This window comes from Ralstonia sp. R-29 (assembly GCF_049913345.1).
Lineage (GTDB): Bacteria > Pseudomonadota > Gammaproteobacteria > Burkholderiales > Burkholderiaceae > Ralstonia.
In genome coordinates this window covers 969964-991178 of sequence record NZ_CP184378.1, presented here as the reverse complement: position 1 = coordinate 991178, position 21215 = coordinate 969964, and the positions used below count along the sequence as shown (strand labels likewise).

Here is a 21215-nt window from a genome sequence, read left to right as displayed (position 1 = left end):
CTATACCGTATGCCAACCTTGGAGCACGATCGGGCGAAGCGGAGTTTGGACGGCGACATTCAATAATGTCGTAGACAATCCAACCATTCCAGTCGGCAGCGTCTTGTCAACGGCCACCGTTGTTGATTCAGGAACCTATGCGTCTACCTTGGCTTGCACGCTTGTCAATGGCACGCGTGCAAACGGGGGGTCCAATCTTCGGCCAGCCAGCAGCGGAGATGTGCCGAGTATTCATATTAGCGGTGCATCGGTCAGGCTTTTATATAACGGGGCCCCATTGCGCAGCCAGGTTGTCTATAGAACGTATTCGGCCGCGGGCAACTATGATCAGTTTCCTTCGGGTCTCACAGCGCAATTGATCAAGACAAGTGCCAATACCAGTCTCGTTAATGGGTTCTGTTCGTCGCAAACTGGCATAGGTACTTTGTCGGCAAGTGACGGCACGGGCAGTTACTTGGCTACGATCGGTGCCTGCGTGAATGGCTTCACCCGACAGACGCCCACTTGCACCGTCAACACCGGGAGCGTCAACATTCCGCTGGGCAATGTCCCGGGCGGCTCATTCGGTAGTGTTGGTGCGGTCTCCACCACCAGCGCTGCGCAGAACATTGGGCTGACTTGCGCGTATTCGCCGCGCGTCAGAATGACGTTGCAAGGCACGCAAGCCGCTGGTGGCCCCAATACGACGGTGGCCCTGACGGGCGCGGGGGGCGCTGGTGTTGCCCAGGGCATCGGCGTGCAGATTCTTTATGGCGGTAACCCGCTGGTCGTCAACTCTGCGACCCCGACGGTTGTGAGCGCTGCTGCTGGCGCTACGTTGACTGTGCCCGTTGCCGCGCGCTATTACCGCATTGGCAACGTGACGGCAGGCACTGCAAATGCGAGCCCGACACTGCGGTTCGACTACAACTGAGGCTGCTCGGCCACTGGCAAAGAAGAAAGGGCTTGAACCAACGACGGTTCAAGCCCTTTCTGCATGTTGGGTGCGCTCAAGCGCGTGGCGCCATCAAGCCGGTGCAAAAAACCGCTCGTGCAGTTCTTCCAGCCCCAGGGTGCTGATCACTTCTTGCAGCCGCTCAGTCGGGCGCCGACGCGGCAGGTCTTTGTATTGCGCGATGATCAGCTCGTTCTTCATCGAATGCTCCCAGCCGACCAGCTCTGTCACGCTCACCTGATAGCCGTGGGCTTCAAGCTGCAGGCAGCGCAGCACGTTGGTGACCTGGCTGCCGAACTCGCGCGTGTGCAGCGGGTGGCGCCAGATTTCCGTGAGCGCATTGCCGAGCGACTTGCCCTTGTTCTTGCGCAGCACCCCGGCCACCTCGGCCTGGCAGCACGGCACGAGCACGATGTACTGCGCGTGCTTTTCGAGCGCGAAGCGGATCGCATCGTCCGTGGCGGTATTGCACGCATGCAGCGCGGTGACCACGTCGATGGTGGCCGGCAGGCGATCGGATGTAATCGACTCCGCTACTGACAGGTTCAGGAACGACATCCCCTTGAAGCCCAGCCGTGCAGCAAGCTCGGTCGACTTGGTGACCAGCTCTTCACGCGTTTCAATGCCGTAGATGTGTGAGGTGCCATCGCCGGGTTGTTCCTTGCAGAACAGGTCGTACAGGATGAAGCCGAGGTACGACTTGCCCGCGCCATGATCGACGAGCGAGACGTGCCCCTTGGCTTGCTGCACGTCGGCCAGCAGCGGCTCGATGAACTGGAACAGGTGATAGACCTGCTTGAGCTTGCGCCGGCTGTCCTGGTTCATCTTGCCGTCGCGCGTCAGGATGTGCAGTTCCTTGAGCAGCTCGATGGACTGGTTGGGGCGGATTTCGTGGGTGTTGTTGGACATCGTCAGGACAGCTCGGGCGGCATATCGCACGGGCAATGGCAGGTGCGCAGCGCGGAGAAAAACGGGAAAGAGGGCGCCAGTTTACCGAAAAGCGCGTTCGCTCAGGCCCAGAGGGTTGTTCGGGGATCATAAAAAGACTATATTCAGTCCACTTCAAAGGTGCCCGGAACCTCCCATGCGCTACTCATCCCAAGTCAAACCGATCAGCTATCTCAAGGCCAACGCCGCCGAGGTGCTTACGCAACTGGCCGAGCAGCGGGAGCCCTTGGTCATTACCCAGAACGGCGAAGCCAAGGCCGTGCTGCAAGACGTTGCGTCTTATGAAGAGACGCAGGAAACGCTTGCGCTGCTGAAGGTGCTGGCGCTAGGCACACAGGAGGTGGCGGACGGCAAGGTGAAACCCGCTGCCGATGTGCTGGCACGGTTGCGCACCAAGCGTTCGGGTGGCTAATGGCGAGAGCGTCTGCAACGTTTCAGGTGCTGCTGACACAGGGTGCGGAGCAGGATCTGGAGTCGATCTACGACTACATCGCCGAGTTTGATTGCGTTGCCAACGCCAATTACGTGCTCGACCAGCTTCAGGAGGTGGTCGAGAGCTTGGCGATGCACCCCGAGCGCGGCAACTACCCGAAAGAGCTGGCAGCCCTCGGCATCAAGGAATTTCGGCAGACCACGTTCAAGCCGTATCGGGTGATTTATCGCGTCGTGGGCAACCAAGTCATCATTTACCTCATCGTTGATGGCCGGCGCGATATGCAATCCGTGCTGGCGCGCAGGCTGCTTGGTGCTTAAGCGCCGCTAACAACATCCCCCGCATTCCCCTCGTATGTCTGACCCCAAGAACGCTCCCCTCGTTGCCGTCATCGGCGCCGGCCCTGCCGGGCTGATGGCCGCTGAAGTGTTGTCCCGCCATGGCGTGCGGGTGGAGGTGTTTGACGCCATGCCGTCGGCGGGGCGCAAGTTTCTGCTGGCGGGCATCGGCGGGATGAACATCACGCACTCGGAGCCGATGGAGGCGTTTCTGGGCCGCTATCGCGCGCGCCGTGATGTGCTGGCGCCGCTCATCAATCGCTTCAACCCCGATGCACTGCGCGCGTGGATTCACGGGCTGGGCATCGATACGTTTGTCGGCAGCTCGGGCCGTGTGTTTCCGACCGAGATGAAGGCGGCGCCGTTGCTGCGCGCGTGGCTGCATCGGCTGCGCGAAGCGGGCGTGCGGTTGCACATGCGGCATCGCTGGGTCGGGTGGGCGGCGCCGTCGAACCATGCGCACGTGCTGCGTTTTGCAACACCCGATGGTGAACGGCTCGCGCAAGCCGACGCTGTGGTGCTGGCCATGGGCGGCGGCAGCTGGCCGCGCCTGGGCTCCGATGGTGCATGGGTACCGCTGCTGGAAGCGCGCGGCGTGCAGGTGCAGCCGCTCAAGCCTGCCAACTGCGGGTTCGATGCGGATTGGAGCGCGCACTTTCAGGAGCGCTTTGCGGGGCAGCCGGTCAAGTCGGTCGCCATCGGTTTGCCGTCTGGTGAGGGCGGTGCGTTGCAGTTCCGCCAGGGCGAGTTCGTCGTCACGCAGACGGGCATTGAGGGCAGCCTCGTCTATGCGCTATCTGCGCCCATTCGCGATGCGCTGTCGGCAGACGGTGAAGCCACGGTCTGGCTGGACCTGGCGCCCGGCTGGAGTGCGCAACGCGTAGCCGACGAGCTGATGCGCCCGCGCGGCGCGCGCTCCATGTCGAGCCATCTGCAGAGCAAGCTGAACATCACGGGCGTGAAGCTGGGGCTGCTGCGTGAATGCCTGAGCAAAGAGACGTTTGCCGATCTGCCTCAACTCGCCAAGGCCATCAAGGCGCTGCCGCTGCGCCTTACGCGCGCCCGACCCATTGACGAGGCGATCAGCAGTGCTGGCGGCGTGGCGTTTGAAGCGTTGAATGCACAGTTGATGATCGAGCGCTTGCCCGGCGTGTTCTGCGCGGGCGAGATGCTCGATTGGGAAGCGCCGACGGGCGGCTATCTGCTCACGGCGTGCTTTGCGAGCGGCGCCGCTGCGGGGCAGGGCGTGCTCGACTATCTAGCGGCATTGCGCCGCTAGCTTACTGACGCGCCTTCAGGCGCCACAACGACGTCACTTCGGCAACGCGCGCCTTGTACAGCGGGTCGTTCTCGTCGGATGCCTTCGGGTGCTTTGGCTTGATGTCTTCGCGGCCGACAACTTGTAGGCCGGCTGCGTCGATCATCGCCAGCAGGGCTTCACGTGTGCGCAGGCCCAGATGCTCGGCAAAGTCCGACAGGATCAGCCAGCCTTCGCCATTGGGCTCCAGATGTGCGGCCAGGCCGTCGAGGAAGCCGCGCAGCATGCGGCTCTCCGGGTCATAGACGGCACGCTCGATCGGCGAGCTGGGCCGTGCCGGCACCCACGGCGGGTTGCACACGACCAGCGGCGCGCGGCCTTCGGGAAAGAGATCGGCCTCCACAACGTCCACCTGGGTTTGCAGGCCGAGACGCGCCACGTTCTCACGCGCGCAGGCGAGGGCACGCGGGTCCTGGTCGGTGCCGATGACGCGCTTGACGCCGCGCTTGGCGAGCACCGCAGCCAGCACGCCCGTGCCCGTGCCGATGTCGAATGCGAGCGCCTTCGAGGGCAACGGCGCATTGGCCACCAGATCGATGTATTCCCCGCGCACCGGCGAGAACACGCCGTAATGCGGGTGAATGCGCCCGTCGCCCAACGTGCTTAGCGCGGGAATCTCGACACCCTTCTTGCGCCACTCGTGCGCGCCAATCAGACCGAGCAGTTCGCGCAGCGAGACAACGGAGTCAGCATGGCCGGCGCCGTAGGCCTCGGTGCAGGCGTCGCGCACATCGGGGGCACGGCGCAGGGGGATGGCGTAATCGGCATCGAGCGGAATCAGCAGCATGCCGAGCGTGCGGGCCCGCTGCGATTGGGCCAGGCGGTGCTGGTTGAACGCATCGATGGGCGAGGTGGCTTCCTTGCGCGGCTTGCCGGATTTACGGTGGTCGGTGCGGCGGGACAGTGCCTGCAGCAGCTGACGCGCGTTCTGGAAGTCGCCTTGCCAGAGCAGTGCCGTGCCTTCGCAAGCGAGGCGGTAGGCGGTGTCGGCCGAGGTGCGGTCGTCTGCAATGACGACGCGCTTGGGCGGCGGGTTGCCGGCTTCGGAGCGCCAGAGGGCAGTGTGGACGGCGTCGCAGGTGGTTTCAGGACGGTCGTCGGTCCAGCTGAGAGTAGGGTGATCGGTCACGGGTGGTATCGGAAAGCGGCGGGCCGGCGTGGGCCGGGGAAACCGCGACACGATACCGCCCGTTACGCCAACGCACAATGCCGGCGAGGTGCCGGGGCGTGCACGTTGGCGGCTGGCGCGGTGCGGTTTGCGCTCAATATTGGACGAACAGCTTCACGCCGTCGCCCAGCTTGCAGGTGTACGACACCTGGCTTTGCAGCATGTAGGCCGGCATGGCGAAGATGTATGACGCGAAGTGCGCCGTGCCGGTGGCGTCGATGGTGTAGCGCAGGAATTGGGTGATGGGCGTGCCATCCTGGCGCACGGTGACGTGCGTGTCGGCAAAGCTGAGCGTGTGGTCGGGCAGGATGCGATAGGCGCCGACGGTCAGTCCGCCGCGTGTGGTGCCGGCCGGGGTGGTGGGCGTGTCGCCCGTGCAGCGGGTGAGGTCGATGGTGGCGTTCAGTTGCTTGCCGGCGGCCAGGGCTTGCTCGACGGCCACGACGTCTTGCACGGGGATGCGGGGGCCCTGTGCGAGTGCGGGCGAAACCGCCACACAGGCGGCGATGCTGGCGATGGAGCGAATCAACATTTGCGTCATGGTTGGTTTGGGTGAGTCAACGGAAACAGTAGAAACAAAAAGGGACCCGCTGTCGAAGCCGGGCCCCCTTGTGGTTGGCATGCGCGGATGTGTGAGGTCGCGCTTGTTCTTTCTATGAGAAGCAGCGTAGGCGAAGCTCTGCCCGATGTCCGGCTTCAAGTCTCAACTTTGTTCAGCGCCTGCCGCGCGCAGGCAAAAAAGAACCCGCCATGGAGGCGGGTTTGGATCGTCCAAAAACACACAACAGGGAGACAACGCGGCAGCGTTGTCATGGCGCGATCGCTAGATCGTGCAGCGTTGACACATTCGCCTGCACGCCATGCCGGAGACATGGCGGCGGAACCATGGAGGGGCCATGATTCCGCCTTACCCGGCACGGCGCTGGGCCTGCGGTCGTGTCAAGCTGGGCGCGACTTTAGCAGCGCCGCCGTGCTGAATCCATACCGTCCGCGCTGTTCTGAGGATTGATGATTTTTCAGCGTGACCAACGCCCTTGCAGGCCTATCGGCTGAACCGCTCGCGCAGGCTGGCGCTCTGGTTGAGGTTGGTCAGCATGGCATCGAGCCAATGGTCGTCGGGCGGCGCCTGGTGGTCAGCTGTCCGGCTTTCCGTGTGCCGCAGGGTGACGGCGCGCATGGGTTGCGCGGTATCGCGCAGCGGCTGGGCAGCGGGCTCCGGCGCACGTGTGGGGGCCACCGGTGCGCGGGCTCCGAGCTTGCGATTGAGAATGCCTTCCACCGCGCGCGCGTAGACGCCGTTTTCTCCGGGCGATTCCGAGTGGTACGCGCCGATGGCCCGCCAGCTGTTGCCGTGCAACTGCACCTTGCGCGCCAGATGCCACGCGGCCACGTAGGCGCTCACGCAGGGGTCGTACAGTGCCTGGCGGCCGATGCCGTAGCGGGACAACTCGGGCAGGTGAATCGTGTTGATCTGGAACATGCCCAGATCTTCGCTGCCGTTGCGGTTGCGGTTGTGCGCCTGCGGGTTCAGGTGCGATTCCTGATAGCCGATGGCGCGCAGCACTTGCGGGTTCACCCCGTGATAGGCGGCGGCATCGTCAATGCAATCAGCCAGTGCGTGTGTCGGCAGGCACGCCAGCAGCGCGAGCAGGCTGCGCGCCCATGCATTACGCGTTCGCATGCGGCTGGGTGCCGGCGCAGCGGCGTGCGATGGGGTGGCGTTGATGCAGACGTTGTTGCTGCCACGTGTGATGCGTGTCTCGGCGCACGGCCGGTCGCGCAACGTGGGCAATGGCGCGACGTTCGCGCGCGGCCAGGGTGCGGGGCGATGGGGCATGCATGGTGACTCTCGTGCAATGAAGATGCGCCGATCATAGAAACGCGCGCGGCGTGGCAGCCCCACCCGCTGCGAACTCGCCTGCGCTGGAGCGAAGCGGCATCGCCTTGTTGGCCGCACATTGGGTTCGGCGCGAGCGCGAAGGGTTCGTGCCGGCACGCGGTGCGGTGTGTCATGCCCCATACGATGGAGGAACAGGCGGAAAGGGTTGGCGCCGCTAGCAAAACCCTCCTGGCGTCGTTGTGCCGTCTTGCCGTACTTCAGTACTGTCTGCGTCGGCACGCCTAGCCAGGACCGCTGCGCTGGGTTTTTCTAGCGGCGCACACTGCTTTCTGCCGATTGCCACTTCATCTTCTTCAGGCGACATCATGCAATCACATTTCGAGAGTGCCTCTTTGCATCCAGAGCCGGGCGCGTTTGCGGGCCGGCTGTCGCGCGCGTTGCGGCGTGCGCTGCAGCGCGTTGTCCATGGCAAGCCGTCGCCGGTTTCGGCTCGCGCGCATGTGCTAATGCCGCATCACGAGCGCCAGCCGGCGCCGGCGTCTTCACGCGCGCAACATCAACTGCGTGCCGTGGCCGCGCGCGATGCCTTGCGCATTCAACAAGCGGTGCCACATGGCCATGCCTTGCGCGCCGCCGAGCCGGCAACGGAGGGCAACCGCTGGCTGGCGGTGTGCGATGCCGTGGCCGGCTGGCAGCAAGACATGGCACGACGCCTGCACCGCTATAGCGGCCCCCTGCTGGCCGATACCCGCCAGCCGACCGCGCAAGGCCTGGCACTGGCTGCCACGCGCATGCTGCTGGCCATGCAGCAGCACAATCGGCATCTCGTGCTCGACAGCATTCCGGTGATGCGCCTGCCCGCCGCGCTGTGCCTGGCGGAGCAGCTTGAGCAGTTGGTCATCCACGATTGCGATGTGTTTGAGTGGCCGGCCTCGGGCGGGTTGCCGCTGAACCTGAGCGTGCTGCACTTCTCGCGCAATCCTCGCCTGACCGCGCTGCCCGGGCGCATCGGCAAGCTGCTGCAACTGCGTGAAGTGGTGGTGCTGGATTCGCCGCTGCGGGCGTTGCCGACGTCGCTGTCGCAACTGCCCCGGCTTGAACGCCTGGTGCTGCAGGGCACCGAGCTGCGCATCGTGCCGGTGGAGTTGGGCGCGCTCGCGCACCTGCAAACGCTGAGCCTGGTGTCTAGCCGCTTGCTGACGCAATTGCCCATCAGCCTGGGCCAGCTGGGTCAGTTGCGCCGGCTGAATCTGCGTGGCAACCCATTGTTGGCTGCACTGCCTGACACGCTGGGCAATCTGTCCCTGCTCGAACGCCTAGACCTGCGCGACGCCCATACGATGACCGCGCTGCCCGATACGCTCGGCCGCCTGCACAAGCTGCACCACCTGGATGCATCGGGTATGTCGGCACTGGCGGCGTTGCCAGAGAGCATCGGCCAGTGCATCGCGCTGCGTACGCTGCGGTTGCGCGATTGCTTCTCGCTGCGCGCCTTGCCGGCGTCTGTCGGGCAGTTGACCAAGCTGGAACATCTGGACCTGCGCGGCTGCTATGCGCTGTCCGACTTGCCCGATACGCTGCGCGCCCTGCCCGCGGGCTGCCGCATCGATGTGCCGGCGCACCTGCTGGCCCGTCTGGCCGACTTGCGGCCCGGCACACCGCATGCCAGCGAGCGCCGCGCCGTCAGCGTCATCGACTGGAATGCGCTGCGTGAGAGCTGGCGCGCACGCTTGCAGCCCTATGGCGGCGAATACGGCAGCGACGCGCTGCATATCTGGCTGGAGCGTTACATCAACACCGTCACGCCCGACGTGGTGCGCGCGCATCGCGATTCCCGTCGCCTGGCCCAGCTGGTCGATGGCTTGTGCGATTCGGCGGTGCTACGCAGCCACGTCTTTCAGCGCGCGCACGAGCGTTATGCACTCGGGGATCTGGATGACGGCGGGTTGCCGCTCAATGAACTGATGACCTTGCTGCTCAACGAGCGCCTGTGCGACCACGCATTGCCTGAGGACGCCGCGAGCAATCTGCTGCGCACGGAGGCCTTTGCCACGCTGCTGGAGCGCGACGCCGCCGATGGCTCCATCGATGAGGCCGTCCAGCAGCTTGCACAGTGGGCGCCGCTTCAAGGCTATGTCGAACGCTATGTTGGGGCGAGTGGGGATGGCGCGCGCAGGCACATTGCCGTGGCGCGCACCTGGCTGCGGGCTGGCTAAAGCGCTGCTTGTGCTCTGATGTACCCGAGGCCGGCAAATGCCGGCCTTGTTGTTTCTGGCGGCAGCTACGCTACCTGTCGGAAGGACAAAAGGAAGGACAAAAAAACGCCAGCCTACGTCGTGCGTAGGCTGGCGGTAGCGTTGCGGCAGCTTAGGACTCAGCGCCGCCGTTCTCGGCTGGGAAGGCGTTGCCCAGCAGGGCCTTGCGGCGCTCGAGTTCAGACTGCGCCCGTTTCCCGATCGGCAGACCGGCCAGGTTGGGGCTGCCGAGTTGTTGCAGCTGGTCGAGGCTTGCCTGCTTGACCGACGCCTTGGCCGGCTGCAGGCGCGTGCGCAACTGGCCGGCGGTACCGGTCGGTTGCGGCGCGCCGTGCAGGGCGGTCTGTGTGCGCCTGTTCTCGCGTTGCAAGCCCTTCGGATCGCGCAGCAGGGTCTGTAGGCCGGTGTTGCGCTGATCGGCGTGGAGCAGTGCCGCCGAGTTGATTGCCCGCGTGTTGCCGATGATCTTGGAGAACGCGTCGAGCAGCGGTCGGCCCTCGTTCGAGTTGCACAGATAGTCGGCGCGCGCTTCGATGGTCGGCAAGGACTGCAGGTGCGCACGCATGGCGTTCAGATCGAGGTGGCTGACGTCGATGGGCTTGGTCAGCGGCTCGGCCAGCTTGAACGCTTCCTCGCCCTTGGCGGTGGAGCCCGGCGCATGCGCGGCCACCTGTGCCGACACCTGTGCGGCGCGGGCAAAGGGTGTTGCGGCGTGGTAACGCACGAACTCGTTCTTGATCACGGGCGCGCGATTCTCTGCCGCTGCCGTGTCGATCTCCTGCCGGGCTGCGGCGTACTTGGCCACCACGTCGACCATGAGGTTCGGGTTGGCCAGATAGCGGTCGCGCTGCATCGGGTTGGCGTCAAAGGCCTGCCGCAGTGCTGCATCTTCGCGGTTGGCTTCGGCATCGACAATCTTGGATAGGAACGGGTGCTGCATGATCAGGTAGCTCGTGTCGGTGCCCACGATTTCGCCGGCGAAGCTCTGCGCGCTGTCGGTGTGCGAAACGCTGGGCGTGAAGGTGCCCTTTGGTGTGGGCACCGTGACCGACAGGTTCATGCCGCTGTTCTTGTTGCGCAGCAGGCGTGCGTATTGCAGCTCCATTGGCGCGTTCTCCACATCGGGCGGCTGGCGCAGCTTGAAGACCAGGCTCGCGCCGTCGGTGACGTCCAATACCAGGCCCTGCGTCTGGCGCATCAGTTCGTGTGCATCGATCTTCTGCCCCTGCAGGCGCAGGTTGGGCGCGAACTTCTCGATGGCCGCCTCGATGGCCTTGTTGACCATCACGCCAGTAATAGGCGCGCCGCCTTGCGCGGTGACCGTGAACTGCCAGAACTTGCCCGTGCGGCTGGGGTTGGGCTGGTGCGTGGCATTCATCCAGCGGGCTTCCACGCTGAGGGAGACCTGCCCAGCGCTGTTGCCGATCGAAACGGAGCCCGTCAGGTGGCCTAGATCCACCTGGGCGGTCGACCGGTGGAAACGGTTCAGGACGGCATTGAGTGCGCTGCTTTGCGCGCCACCCGACACCGTGGCCCTGACTCTGACGTCCGTTCGCTCCCACAGCGATTTGTCCTTCAGCGGGCCGTTCTTCTGCACGTCGTAGTTCTTGAGCGGCAGGTAGGTCTTGTCAAGCATCTCGCGCGCCGTCTTGTACATCGAGTCCGCCGTCAGGATGGCGGTTTCTTGATCCACATGCGGGTCGGCACCGGCCGCGCGTTGTGCCATCTGCTGCTTGATCACCGAGATGTGCGCGCCCACGCAGCCCAGTGCCAGGCTGATGGCGGCATGGCTTTTGGCGATGAATTCCTCGGGCTTGGCCAGCGCGTCCTTCTGCGGGTATCGCCCGTGCCAGACGGCCTGGTTGATCTGCGCAAAGGCGGCTTCGCGTTGCTGTGTGAGCGCGCCGCGCTGTTCAGCAGGCATGAAGCGGTCGTTTTTGGCGAGCACGGCACCGGCATCCTTTGCGAAATGCTGGTACGTGTTCACGATGTGTTCGAGCTGGTCCGTCGCGTGATTCAGTTGCTCAGGCGTCGCATGGGTGATGGCGTTGTGGAACTGCGCCGGGATGTTGGCTTCTTCACCGTAGTGCAGGCGCTCGGCCTCCGTGAACGGCAGTGCAGGGCCGGCGTGCAGATCTTGCGTCAGCGCCTTGCGTGTCTCGTTGTACAGATGGAGCTGCGCTGGCGGCACGTCGCCGCTGCAGGCTTCATCCAGTTGCTGATGCAGCTTGAAGGTGGCCTGGTAGTCCTTGTGATAGCCGGGGTCGAGCAGCGCGTGCGGTGCGGCGGCGCTTTCCGTATACCACTTTGCGTTGTCGACGCGGCCGGTGATGTCAAAGTTGCCGTTGGCCTCCAGGTTGGTGCCGCCGTGCGTCTTGTCGCCGGCGCTTGCGTCCACGGCGACGGTGTGCTGGCGATAGGCCAGGAAGCGATCGCCATAGGCCACCGAATCGGGAATATCGCGGCGCGGCTGCGCTGGCAGGGGCTGGCCAGTGCGGACGCGTTCCGTCAGCACGTCGGCGATGGGCGGATAGGCCGTCTTCATCAGCGTGCTGAAGCGGTCGCCGCCAAGCTTGTGGTCGATCGCGCCGGCCAGCAGCGTCATCTTGAAGGTGTTGAAGCCCTTGGCGATCTTGGCATCGGTGAGGAAGTACGGCTTGCCGGCGGCCTCGGTGTAGTTGCGCCCCACGGCGTGCGACACCAGGTTGGCCAGCGATTCGAGCTGATGCATCAACTGGCGTGCGTGCGGGCCGGCGGAGCTCGTCTTCAGCCAGGCGTGGTTGGCATCGTGGTTGGCGACAATCTTGACGAGCTGCTGCAGGTCGTCGTGTTCAAGGTAGACGTTGTGGCCTGAGAAGGCATACTTGCCGGCCAGGTTCGCTGCCCACTCGCCCAGCTTGCCGCCCAGCGCCGCTTGAGCAAAGGCCTGCTTGCCGGGAATGAAGTCGACGTCGCCGTCGTCATCGGCCGTGTACAGGCGGCTGGTGCTACCGCCTGCGCTGGCTGTCACGTGGGCCGCTGCGTATTTGTTGGTCGGGAATGCAGATACCGCCAGGCTGCCCGAGGTGCTGGTGTTCACGTTGGAGCCCGACTTGCCGGTGCTGATGCCAGGCGCCTTGACTTCCAGATTGGCGGTTTCCTTGGCGGCGTAATGCGTGAGCACGTCGTTCGCGCTACCGCTCAGGTGCGTGCGTTTGAGCTCGGTGAGCAGCGCGGCGATGCCCTTGTAGGCATCGGCAGGGTCATGGCGGCCCAGCGATTTACCGAGCTTGCGCGCCGTCTTGGCCGCCGCAGCAAAGGCATCGCGCACGGCCAGCCCCACTTCGTGCGCTGGCTTGTGGCTGTTGTCGGCGGCGATGGTGTTGATCTTCGTGAGCTGCTGCTGGAGCTTGGCGTGCAGTTCGATGCTGTGTCCGTGCGAGTGCGTCAGTGCAACGGGCACGGCTGGCAGTGCGTCTTTCAACGCGCTCACCATCTGGCGCAACTGGGGCTTGTTCAGTGCCCCGGTGTCAGGGTCAAAGACGGGGGCATCCGGCGGAGCATGACGGCCCTCCGCGTGGGTGGAGCTCGCCGAAGAGGGGTGGCGGGAGAGTGGCGGCGGCGTCAGGCCGAGGGCCATACCGCCGTGGGCCGATGACTCGGCGTGCACGGTGTGCGTGACCGGTGGGGGTGCGTGCGTTTCGTGGTGGTGCACGGCCTCCTCCGCTGTGCCGCTGGTGCTGGCCGTGTGCTCAGGCGCTTGTGTAGCAGCAGAGTGTGGTGCCGCCGTCGGTTGTTGCGGCGGCCATTGCAACTTGCCCTCGCGGATGCGCTTCTGAGCCTCCCGGTGCACGGCGCGCGTGCCGCGGCCGCTCAAATTACTGCTGGACAGCGCAATCTTGAGGTGCGCGTTGCTCATTGATTTCGCGGCCTCTTTCTCCTTGCCTGCAAAGGCCTTATCGGCCAGGCCCCGCAGGCTAGCCGGCAGTTGCGAGGTCTTGCGCGCGCGCGGCAACGATGGCTGTGGCGTGGCGGAAGTGCTCGTGGGCGTGGGCGTCGTCGCAGCGGGCGCTGTCGTGCCCGAGGAGCGGGAAAATATTTTCGGGAAGGGCATAGGAGGCTCCGAGGTTGGCATGCCTGGGCAGCGCAGCCGCACCCCGGCACAGTGGACCTTGCAAGCGTAGCCAGCCCCTGCCGGCGAATGTCACGCACGCCGAAGCGGTGCGTCGGCAGCCGAAGCTGGCCACGCTGGTGTGCTGTCGTTGGCTTAGTACGTGCTGGGATCCACGCCTGCATCCAGCTCGGCCGTCAGCGTGGCAATGGCGTCGAGCAGGCTGGTGGCCTCGGGATCGTCGTCGAGGGTGTAACAAAAGCGGTAGATAATCTGGCCGCTCTGGGGGTGGCGAACGACCGTGCCGCGCGCGGCTCCCTCGATTTCCAGGCAGAGGCTGAGCAACAGGTTGAGCGTGAGCGCCACGTCCAGCGTGTCGCGCGTGCCGAGTTCGAGGTAGACGACCAGCGCGTCGGGTTCGGTGTAGCCGTCGTAGGCCAGCCAGATGCGGCGGCGGCCGATGTGCAGCGCGCGCGCGGGCGTGGTGTCGTCGTCTGGCAGGGGGGAAGGGGCGGATTCGTGGGGGGGCATGGCTCGGGGGAGGGGGCGCTGCAACACAGTGCAGCAACCCGGTTGCACCGGAAAACGATGCCAGTTGGGGGGGCTGCGATGTTGCAGGGCCACCGAAATATCGGTATCCCCCCCGAAAAAACGCTCACCTGAAATATCACTCCTGGGTAAAATTTGACATTCCGGTGGGGCCATTTGGAACCCCGGTCTGAGCGGGGCCGCTTGTTGTGAACGGCCCGCACTGAATCTCGCGGAGGGTAAAACCGTGACGCAAGCCTGCGAACCAGCCAACGCGCTGGCATCCGACTGGTTCCGACAACACTACGCTTGGCTCGCCGGCCGCATGGGCCGCAAGACAGGCTGCCGCTTTGGCGCCGAGGACTTGGCGTCGGAGGCGTTTGCGCAAATGCTGCAAAAGCCGGGTTGGCAGAACACCCGCGAGCCGCGCGCGCTGCTGACCACGATTGCGCAGCGGCTGCTGTATGAGATCTGGCGCCGGCGCGATCTGGAACAGGCTTATCTGACCTGGGCTGCCGACCAGCCGCAGGTTACGCTGCCCTCCCCCGAAGAGCGGGCCCTGCTTCTGGAGGCGCTCACGACCATCGACCGCGTGCTCGATGGACTGCCTGCCAAGGCACGTACTGCGTTCCTCTATAGCCAGTTGGATGGGCTGACCTACCCCGAGATCGCCGAGCGCCTGGATGTGTCGGTGCGCATGGTGCAGAAATACATGACGCAGGCCTTGCGCCTGTGCTACCTGGCCGACGTATCGTGAAACAGCCGTTGGATGACCGGATCGCCGAGCAGGCCATCCAATGGCTGGTGTTGTTGCGCTCGGGCCTGGCCTCGGACACAGACCACCAGCGCTTTGCGGCCTGGCAGGAAGCCGACCCCGCGCACGCGGCGGCGGTGCAGCGTCTGCAAGGCGGTCTGGGCTCGCTGAGGTTGCCGTCGGTGTCGGCGCCGCATCGGCAGGCGGCACGGCACATTTTGGACACGCCACCATCGCCGATGCGGCACGTGCGGCGCGCGTTGATCCTGGGCGGGATCGGCGCTGGCGTGGCGGCGCTGGTGGATCTGCAGATTCCGCTGTCTGGCCTCGGCGCCGATATGCGCACGGCCACCGCGGAGCGCCGTGATTTCAGGCTGGCCGATGGTTCGCTGTTGCGCTTGAACGCACGCAGCGCGGTCGATGCGTCGGTGAATGCGGCTGGTGCCGATGTCCGCTTGCGCCGCGGTAATGTGCTCGCTGTGGCCGCGTCGCCATCGGCGCAGGTGCGGGTGTGGTCGGCGGCGGGGTCGATCGAATGCGCGGGCGGCATGGTCTGCGCAACGCTGGAACCCGGCGGAACGATGCGCGTGGCCGTGCTGGAGGGCACCGCCTCGGTTGCCACGGCAGCCGGCGCGGTGTCGACGGTACGTGCAGGGGAAGTGCGACGCCTGAGCCCGAGCGGCATTCAGACGCTGGATGTGCTGGCGCGCTCCGCCGCGGCGTGGACGCGCGGCCTGGTGGAAGTCGAACACCAACCGCTGGCCAACGTGATCGACGCCCTGCGCCCATACCACCATGGCGTGATCGAGCTGCACTCCGACGTGGCCAGCCTGCGCGTGACGGGGCGGTTTCCGCTCGACGTGCATCGCGCCCTGCAGATGCTGGCTGAAACGCTGCCGATCCAGGTGCGGGAACTGGCCGGCGTATGGGTGCGCATCGCCGCCCGTTGAGCGGCAGCCGACCGCACGCAAATTTTTTTGGGATTCCGGTTCCGGTTTTCCGCGTACGTTGCACAGAGAGAGTAAGAGGGCGCCGCGGTACGGATAACCCGGCGCGCCGATTGCATCCCGATGCAATGCTCACATCAGAGCGAAGGACGACATGAACGCCCGAGTCCAGAACGACGTGCTGCTACAAGCAGCCGACACGACCGCCGAAAACCGGTATTTCTCTTCCCTGCCAACGGTTGCGGGGGGCTGGCGTGCGCCTGCAGGTGCATCGCTTCCCGTGGCGACCGCGCGGGCCGTTTTGGCCGCTCCCGGCATGCTCCTGATCGACCTGACGGAGTTGGCCGAGGCTGCCGGCGAACCTGCGCCGCCGCAGCCCGTCACGCTCGAGCAGGCGCACGCCATGCTCGGGCGGATGCTGGAGGCACGGCGCCAAAAGTCTTCTGTGCGGTCAGAAAAGACAGCGCTGTCGGCGCTGACGCGGCGCCAGCGCGACATCCTGCGCGAGGCGGCGTCAGGCAAGTCCAACGTGGAGATTGCACAGGCGCTGCATATCGGCGTGGAAACCGTGAAATCGCACGTGCGGCAGATTTTGATGCGCCTGCAAGCGCGTAATCGGACGGAATTGGCTGCGCTCTATCAGCAATGCGTCCGCGAAAATCGAGCAGGGGAAAATCATTAACGCGGTAATGATTAACGCGGTAATGATTAACACAGCAAAGATTATATTGGGCCGGCACTGAGTTTATTAAGCCGGAACTGAAAACACTTCGTCCTGAAGTGTTTACTGAAAAACTGAAATGCAATTCGCTGCGAGCTAGAGGGCTGCGTGGTGCGCAATCGTTTGCGCAAAAGGCCGCGTTGCGCGGCCTGGTTACGCGGCGAGTGCCGGTGGAGGCAGGTCGGCGGGCGAGGTGTTCTGCGCCGTCTGGACGGTGAGCTGATACCCGCGCGCATACACGGTCTTGAGTTCGACGCCGACTTCCGCGCCCAGCTGGAGCTTCTTGCGCAGCTTGTAGATGTGCTGCTCGATGGAGCGTTCGACGATGCTGGCATCCGCCCCCCACACGGCAGAGGCGATCTGCTGGCGCGACAAGAACGCGCCCGGCGATGAGAACAGCAGCCACGCCGTCGCAAACTCGCGCGCGGTCATGCGGATGGGCACGTTGTTGATCGTGGCCGTCCGCGTGAGGCGGCACAGGCGATACGGCCCGACTACAACATGGACGCCGGCGTTCTTGCGCACGGGCTCGGCGCGACGCAGGGCGCGTTGCACGCGGGCCTGCAGTTCCTCGGCGGTGAAGTGGCCGGTGAGCACGTCGTCCACCCCGGCATCAAAGGCCAGCGCCATGTCGCCCCGGTCGGCAAACTGCCCGAACACGAGGGTGGGCCAGCACATGTCGGCATTGCACTCGCGCCACGACAGCACGAGCTGGCCGGCGGTGCGGAACTGCTGCGCGTCGATCATCAGTAGATCAAACGTTTCTGTACGGCGCGCGCGAAGCAGCGACAGGGCATCGTCAAACCGGACACACTCCATGTCCTGCATGGGCAGGCAGCTTTCCACGTAGGTAAAGGCGGATGTATTGGCAGTCAGTATTGCGAACTTCATGGTGCTTCCCCTTTCTTGCCTCCCCCCAACGACAGGTCATTAGAGGGACGCTTTAAACAGGAGCCCAGCATAACGTTCACGATTTCTCCAAACATCCCTACAAAGAGTGAAATTGCACTTAACTCTGAATTAGTTTTTTTAAGGCACCGATTGAGTGCCGTCTGATCATGTGCCTTGTGAATTCAACCGGCTTCAGCATGCGAAGACAGCCATACATAACGGAGTATTTCGGCATTTCGTCGGGTTGACGGGTCTTCATACAACTAGATGAATGCACGTTCAGCCGAATCAGCCGAATTTGACGGCGGCCAACTCCCGGGTGCCTTCTACCTCGTTGTTTGCGCGGGCCTGGATGGTGCTCGTCAGGCCCAGGCTGTGGCTGGTAGAGGCCTGCTCCACGATGGCGAGCTTTTCCGGCAGGCGTGCTTCGGGTGCATGCAAGATCGCTTGCGCCAGCGCATCGGAGGCCTGCGCGTCGGCGGAGTTGGGGTCGAGGCTGCGGTGCAGGTCGGCCAGGTCCAGGTGGCCTTCCATCTCGCGCGCGGCGGCGGGGCGGAGGCGGTGCCGGTGCAGATAGCGCTGGTTGGGGCGCTGGTGCTTTTCGACCGTTTCGCAATAGGCTTCGAACTCTTTGGTGGCCTTTTCGACCGTGCCGCCGGGCTTGTGGGCCAGCATCTCGATCCAGGCATCGCGCTCGCTGCGCACCACGGCTAGGTACTCCTTGGCGCTGCGGTATTCGGTGTCGAAGTAGCACACGCGGTCGGCAATCTTGCCGTTGTGGTAGGCCATTTTGACCTTGGTGGTGTGGCCGCCTTCGGCCAGCTTCCAGTTGAAGCCAAGCGGCATGCCGCCCACGAATCCCTGCGTAATCTTGCCGCTCTCGCCGGCCTTGGCCGATGCGTTGTCGTTCGGTGCGGCAGTGTAGAACGTCTCGCCCACCGAGAACGCCAGCCCCGCCCGTGCCGTCACTTTGTGGGCCGTGCTGATGCTGAACTGCTCCACGCGGAGGGCGCCGGTGGTTTCGTGCACGGTGGCGGTGTTGCTGAGCGTTTTCTCGCCACGCAGCCGCGCGGAGGGGCCGACGCGCACCGGCGTGTGTTTGCTGCTCACGCGTACGCTGAAGCCGACGCTGCCTTCGAGCGATGCGCGCCAGCGCTTTTTCGTCTGGTCGACCCAGCCAACGGAAAGGTGCTCGTTATCGCCACTGTGCTGGGCCAGCGTGTTCCACAGCGTGTTGGCATCGGGACGGTGCGCGGGCCCGGCGGCAGCCTGCTCGAACAGCAGGTTGGCGGCCTTGACGATGGTATTGGCTGCGGCCTTGTCGTCGTACTTGATGGCTTCCCAGTCGTCATGACCTCCCACCGGGCGCTGCGTGGGCCGCGTGGCGCGAATGACCACCCCGCGTGGCTCGCTGGATTCACGGTCGAACGGCGTGACCTTGACGCCAAACAGATTGGCGCGCCGGCGCTTGTCCCACCCGGGGATGTCGTAACCGACAGAAGCGCCCACGCCGACCGAGACGCGATTCATTCGGTCGGTACCCAGAAACAGGTCGCGCCCATGCGAACTGCGCCCGATTTCCACCATGGCCTGCCGGCTGGTGCCGACGTTGGCGTCCAGTTGCACCGACACGGGCACAGGCAACGCCTTGCCCACATGTGACAGGCCGGTCGACACGCCAGAGGTGCTCAGGCCCATCCAGCCACCGTTGGACATCCGCACCTTGTTGCCGGATTCCATGGTGGAGAGCAGTGTCTCGAGCGTCTTGCGGGCGTCTTCCATGGTGGGCGCCTGCATCTTGAGGTCGTCGGGGTGTTCGAGCTTGTCGGCGGCTTGCAGTGCTCTGTGGAATTCCGGCGCCTGGGCGGTTTCGCTGGCGTAACCGCTCCAGTAGCGCAGGAGCGACGCCGACGGCTGCAACCCGACGAGATACGCCGGCGGCTCGCCAGCCAGGCCGGCGTGGTCGACCAGCTTCGCAAAATGCGCCTGCGCCGCATTCACAGGCGGCAGCGCAAGGTCCCCCGCCCGATGCTGCGCCCAGTCCTGGCCCTGCGCAATTTCGTTCAGGCCAGCTTGCGCTGCGAGCTGCGCGAACTCCCGGTGAGCCGGCGAGCTTCCCGGAATACGGGCAGTGGCCATTGCGGCTGACATTTCGTGTTGCAGGAGACTGACCTCAGCGCCCACTTCAGGCTGCAGCTCGCGCAGCTTCTCGGGCGTGAGCGCGTATTCGCTCAGCGGTGCGTTGGTGGCTGCCAGTTCGGCCCAATGCGCGAGGATGGCGTTGCGCCACAAGTCTCCGGGGTGCGCAATGCGGTGCGGTGCGGGGGTCTCGCCGGTGTGGGCGAGCGTGTCGATCATGGTGCGCAGTGCCGCGGTGTAGTTGTCCAGCTCCTTGACCATGCCTGCCCGATGCGCGCCATGCATGCCGAGCGCTGCGGCGGACAGCGGCGATTTCTTCTTGCCGATCATCTGCCAGAAGTGGCGGCTCACGCCTTGCTTTTCCACACGCGGGATGCTGCGGCCAACAAACTTGGCCAGGCGTGCCTTGGTGTTGGCCAGATCCGAGCCAGGGCCCTCTTCACGAAAGCCCTGGCGCCAGGCAAACAGCGCACCGGCGGCTTGCGCGCTCACGGGTTCGGCGCGCAGCTTGCCGGCCGCGGCATGCAACACGCTCACAGCCAGTGACGTTGCGTGCGTGCCGCTGCCGGCAGCATGTGCCTGCAAGAGGGAAACCGGGTCCGATGCCGATGTGACAGCGGTGTGCAGATGGTCCGCCGCCTGTAGAAAGCTGCGCGCGGTCTGGCGCAACTCCGGCGTAGGCGGCGACTGCATGAGGCTGCACAGCGTTTCGAATCCATGGTGGGTGTGCGACAGCAATTGCGCGGTACGCCACGCGGCGCTTGTGACACCCGCCTCGCTCATCGGCTCTGGCGTGGGAGACGGCGGCGCGTGCAGCGATTGCGCCTCCGAGCCGTACTGTACGGACAGGCTCGATTGGCGGGACACGGCTTCTGCGCTCCCGTGGTCAACCATTGCGGCCAAGCTCAGTTCGGAGCCGTGCACAGAGGCTTCGCCCTCGCCAGACGGCGGCTGCAAGTCCGGGTTGGAGGTGCTGGAGCGCGCGGATGACCTCGGCGTTTCAGGCGCGGTAAAGGCAGCCGGGTCAAAGCGCACCGTCTGGGCGACATGCTGCAGCACGCGCAGCGCATCCGATGCGTTGCCGCCACTGCTGGCCGCGAGCGCGCGGGCGGCCAACATCGGCCGCACATAGCTGCCCGCCGCAGATGACGTGCCTTCGGCCGGCGCGGCCAGCACGCCGAGCCGCTCGCTCAATGCCTCACGTTCGGCGGCGTTGTGTGCGCCAGGAAACAACTGCGTGATCGCGCCACGAAACCCCTCGGGCGTGGTGGGTACCGTGAGTGGCGCATGCGAAGGGGTGGCCGGTGCCGGCGATGTCTTTCCGCGCTCGCGCAGGCGCTGGGCACCCTGTTGTGCGCGTTGCATCATGGATGAGGTCTTGCGCTGCGAGCGCTCTGCACGGCGTATATCGCCCATCTCCTGCGCGTTGGGCGTTGCCGGTGCCGACGCGCCATGCGCTGATGCCTGCGGTGTGGTTTGCGGTGTCGTTTGCGGCGTGGTGGTCAGCGTGCCGCGCGTGGGCGGTTTGTAGTCGTTGACCGTATCGAGCGTTTTTCCTGAGCGCTTGCGGTCGGTCAGCAGCGTGGCCAGTTCCGTCTCGTCGCTGTTCGGCAGCTTCTCGCGCACGCGCGACTTCAGATTGCTGAGCCAGCCCTTCTTGCGTGGTTGCGCAACGGCCCCCTCGGGGCCATTGGTGGGCGACGGCGTGCGCGCAGCAAAGTCGTGGAGTGTTTCGTACTCCGACTGGGAAGCGGGCGTGCTGAGAGGAGACAGACGTGAGCGTGGCATGGAGATGAACGGTCTGGCATCGCGCGGGTGAATCGAGACACCACTTTGACGCGACCGCGTGACAACCGCGCCGCGCACGCGAAGCCTCGGTGATTGCAGCGAAGCCGAGTCGAGCCTGACTCG

The 21215-nt window shown here is 65.0% G+C and carries 15 protein-coding genes and 1 pseudogene; 8 read left to right on the top strand and 8 right to left on the bottom strand.

What is annotated here, in order from left to right:
• Nucleotides 1-454: 454 nt before the first annotated feature.
• Nucleotides 455-913: a fimbrial protein gene (locus ACN9M1_RS21625; protein WP_426400657.1), complete on the top strand. Its 459-nt coding sequence runs from the start codon at nucleotides 455-457 to the stop codon at nucleotides 911-913.
• 93 nt (nucleotides 914-1006) lie between these two features.
• Here the strand turns inward: ACN9M1_RS21625 and ACN9M1_RS21620 are convergent, their stop codons facing one another.
• Nucleotides 1007-1843: a class I SAM-dependent methyltransferase gene (locus tag ACN9M1_RS21620; RefSeq protein WP_426400656.1), complete on the bottom strand. Its 837-nt coding sequence runs from the start codon at nucleotides 1841-1843 to the stop codon at nucleotides 1007-1009.
• A 175-nt stretch (nucleotides 1844-2018) separates the two neighbouring features.
• Between ACN9M1_RS21620 and ACN9M1_RS21615 the strand changes: the two genes are divergently transcribed.
• The 3 genes from ACN9M1_RS21615 to ACN9M1_RS21605 are packed head-to-tail and all read left to right on the top strand — an operon-like array spanning nucleotide 2019 to nucleotide 3932.
• Complete coding sequence (locus ACN9M1_RS21615) at nucleotides 2019-2294, top strand: type II toxin-antitoxin system Phd/YefM family antitoxin (RefSeq protein WP_426400654.1); 276 nt, start codon at nucleotides 2019-2021, stop codon at nucleotides 2292-2294.
• A complete protein-coding gene (locus ACN9M1_RS21610; RefSeq protein ID WP_426400653.1) occupies nucleotides 2294-2635 on the top strand; it encodes a type II toxin-antitoxin system RelE/ParE family toxin in 342 nt (113 codons plus the stop codon). Before ACN9M1_RS21615 ends, ACN9M1_RS21610 begins: the two co-directional genes overlap by 1 nt.
• A 34-nt stretch (nucleotides 2636-2669) precedes the next feature.
• Nucleotides 2670-3932, top strand: coding sequence for an NAD(P)/FAD-dependent oxidoreductase (locus tag ACN9M1_RS21605; protein ID WP_426400652.1), 1263 nt, complete (start codon nucleotides 2670-2672; stop codon nucleotides 3930-3932).
• A 1-nt stretch (nucleotide 3933) separates the two neighbouring features.
• On the opposite strand, the gene ACN9M1_RS21600 is transcribed toward ACN9M1_RS21605, so the two are convergent.
• From ACN9M1_RS21600 to ACN9M1_RS21590, 3 genes and pseudogenes are all read right to left on the bottom strand, one after another.
• Nucleotides 3934-5100 (bottom strand): methyltransferase, encoded by a 1167-nt coding sequence (locus ACN9M1_RS21600; protein ID WP_426400650.1) that lies wholly within the window; start codon nucleotides 5098-5100, stop codon nucleotides 3934-3936.
• Nucleotides 5101-5233: 133 nt separating this feature from the next.
• Complete coding sequence (locus ACN9M1_RS21595; RefSeq protein ID WP_426400649.1) at nucleotides 5234-5680, bottom strand: VirK family protein; 447 nt, start codon at nucleotides 5678-5680, stop codon at nucleotides 5234-5236.
• Nucleotides 5681-6397: 717 nt separating this feature from the next.
• Nucleotides 6398-6820 (bottom strand): annotated as a pseudogene (locus ACN9M1_RS21590) (lytic transglycosylase domain-containing protein); the annotation flags it as partial.
• A 524-nt stretch (nucleotides 6821-7344) separates the two neighbouring features.
• Here ACN9M1_RS21590 and ACN9M1_RS21585 point away from each other — a divergent pair.
• The gene (locus ACN9M1_RS21585; RefSeq protein ID WP_426400647.1) at nucleotides 7345-9195 is read left to right on the top strand and encodes a leucine-rich repeat domain-containing protein; all 1851 of its coding nucleotides are present in this window, start codon (nucleotides 7345-7347) and stop codon (nucleotides 9193-9195) included.
• 151 nt (nucleotides 9196-9346) lie between these two features.
• On the opposite strand, the gene ACN9M1_RS21580 is transcribed toward ACN9M1_RS21585, so the two are convergent.
• Together ACN9M1_RS21580 and ACN9M1_RS21575 are read right to left on the bottom strand one after the other, a co-directional pair.
• Nucleotides 9347-13327, bottom strand: coding sequence for a type III effector protein (locus ACN9M1_RS21580; RefSeq protein ID WP_426400646.1), 3981 nt, complete (start codon nucleotides 13325-13327; stop codon nucleotides 9347-9349).
• A gap of 153 nt (nucleotides 13328-13480) precedes the next feature.
• Complete coding sequence (locus tag ACN9M1_RS21575) at nucleotides 13481-13855, bottom strand: hypothetical protein (protein WP_426400645.1); 375 nt, start codon at nucleotides 13853-13855, stop codon at nucleotides 13481-13483.
• Between the two features lie 244 nt (nucleotides 13856-14099).
• On the opposite strand from ACN9M1_RS21575, the gene ACN9M1_RS21570 reads away from it, so the two are divergent.
• The 3 genes from ACN9M1_RS21570 to ACN9M1_RS21560 all read left to right on the top strand — a co-directional run bounded on the left by ACN9M1_RS21570 (nucleotide 14100) and on the right by ACN9M1_RS21560 (nucleotide 16235).
• On the top strand, nucleotides 14100-14609 hold the full coding sequence (locus ACN9M1_RS21570) for a sigma-70 family RNA polymerase sigma factor (RefSeq protein ID WP_426400644.1): 510 nt from the start codon (nucleotides 14100-14102) through the stop codon (nucleotides 14607-14609).
• A complete protein-coding gene (locus ACN9M1_RS21565; protein ID WP_426400643.1) occupies nucleotides 14606-15556 on the top strand; it encodes a FecR domain-containing protein in 951 nt (316 codons plus the stop codon). The genes ACN9M1_RS21570 and ACN9M1_RS21565 overlap by 4 nt, the downstream gene beginning before the upstream one ends.
• A gap of 151 nt (nucleotides 15557-15707) precedes the next feature.
• The gene (locus ACN9M1_RS21560) at nucleotides 15708-16235 is read left to right on the top strand and encodes a response regulator transcription factor (RefSeq protein WP_426400641.1); all 528 of its coding nucleotides are present in this window, start codon (nucleotides 15708-15710) and stop codon (nucleotides 16233-16235) included.
• Nucleotides 16236-16427: 192 nt separating this feature from the next.
• Here the strand turns inward: ACN9M1_RS21560 and ACN9M1_RS21555 are convergent, their stop codons facing one another.
• Both ACN9M1_RS21555 and ACN9M1_RS21550 read right to left on the bottom strand, forming a co-directional pair.
• A complete protein-coding gene (locus ACN9M1_RS21555) occupies nucleotides 16428-17165 on the bottom strand; it encodes a winged helix-turn-helix domain-containing protein (RefSeq protein WP_426400640.1) in 738 nt (245 codons plus the stop codon).
• A gap of 288 nt (nucleotides 17166-17453) precedes the next feature.
• Complete coding sequence (locus ACN9M1_RS21550) at nucleotides 17454-21092, bottom strand: hypothetical protein (protein WP_426400639.1); 3639 nt, start codon at nucleotides 21090-21092, stop codon at nucleotides 17454-17456.
• Nucleotides 21093-21215 lie beyond the last annotated feature (123 nt).

Bases quoted from the DNA above. Each gene is read 5' to 3' on its own strand.
- ACN9M1_RS21580 (WP_426400646.1), bottom strand. From the start codon at position 13,327: ATGCCCTTCCCGAAAATATTTTCCCGCTCCTCGGGCACGACAGCGCCC.
- ACN9M1_RS21560 (WP_426400641.1), top strand. From the start codon at position 15,708: ATGAACGCCCGAGTCCAGAACGACGTGCTGCTACAAGCAGCCGACACG.
- ACN9M1_RS21555 (WP_426400640.1), bottom strand. From the start codon at position 17,165: ATGAAGTTCGCAATACTGACTGCCAATACATCCGCCTTTACCTACGTG.
- ACN9M1_RS21610 (WP_426400653.1), top strand. From the start codon at position 2,294: ATGGCGAGAGCGTCTGCAACGTTTCAGGTGCTGCTGACACAGGGTGCG.
- ACN9M1_RS21585 (WP_426400647.1), top strand. From the start codon at position 7,345: ATGCAATCACATTTCGAGAGTGCCTCTTTGCATCCAGAGCCGGGCGCG.
- ACN9M1_RS21550 (WP_426400639.1), bottom strand. From the start codon at position 21,092: ATGCCACGCTCACGTCTGTCTCCTCTCAGCACGCCCGCTTCCCAGTCG.
- ACN9M1_RS21620 (WP_426400656.1), bottom strand. From the start codon at position 1,843: ATGTCCAACAACACCCACGAAATCCGCCCCAACCAGTCCATCGAGCTG.
- ACN9M1_RS21575 (WP_426400645.1), bottom strand. From the start codon at position 13,855: ATGCCCCCCCACGAATCCGCCCCTTCCCCCCTGCCAGACGACGACACC.
- ACN9M1_RS21605 (WP_426400652.1), top strand. From the start codon at position 2,670: ATGTCTGACCCCAAGAACGCTCCCCTCGTTGCCGTCATCGGCGCCGGC.
- ACN9M1_RS21615 (WP_426400654.1), top strand. From the start codon at position 2,019: ATGCGCTACTCATCCCAAGTCAAACCGATCAGCTATCTCAAGGCCAAC.
- ACN9M1_RS21595 (WP_426400649.1), bottom strand. From the start codon at position 5,680: ATGACGCAAATGTTGATTCGCTCCATCGCCAGCATCGCCGCCTGTGTG.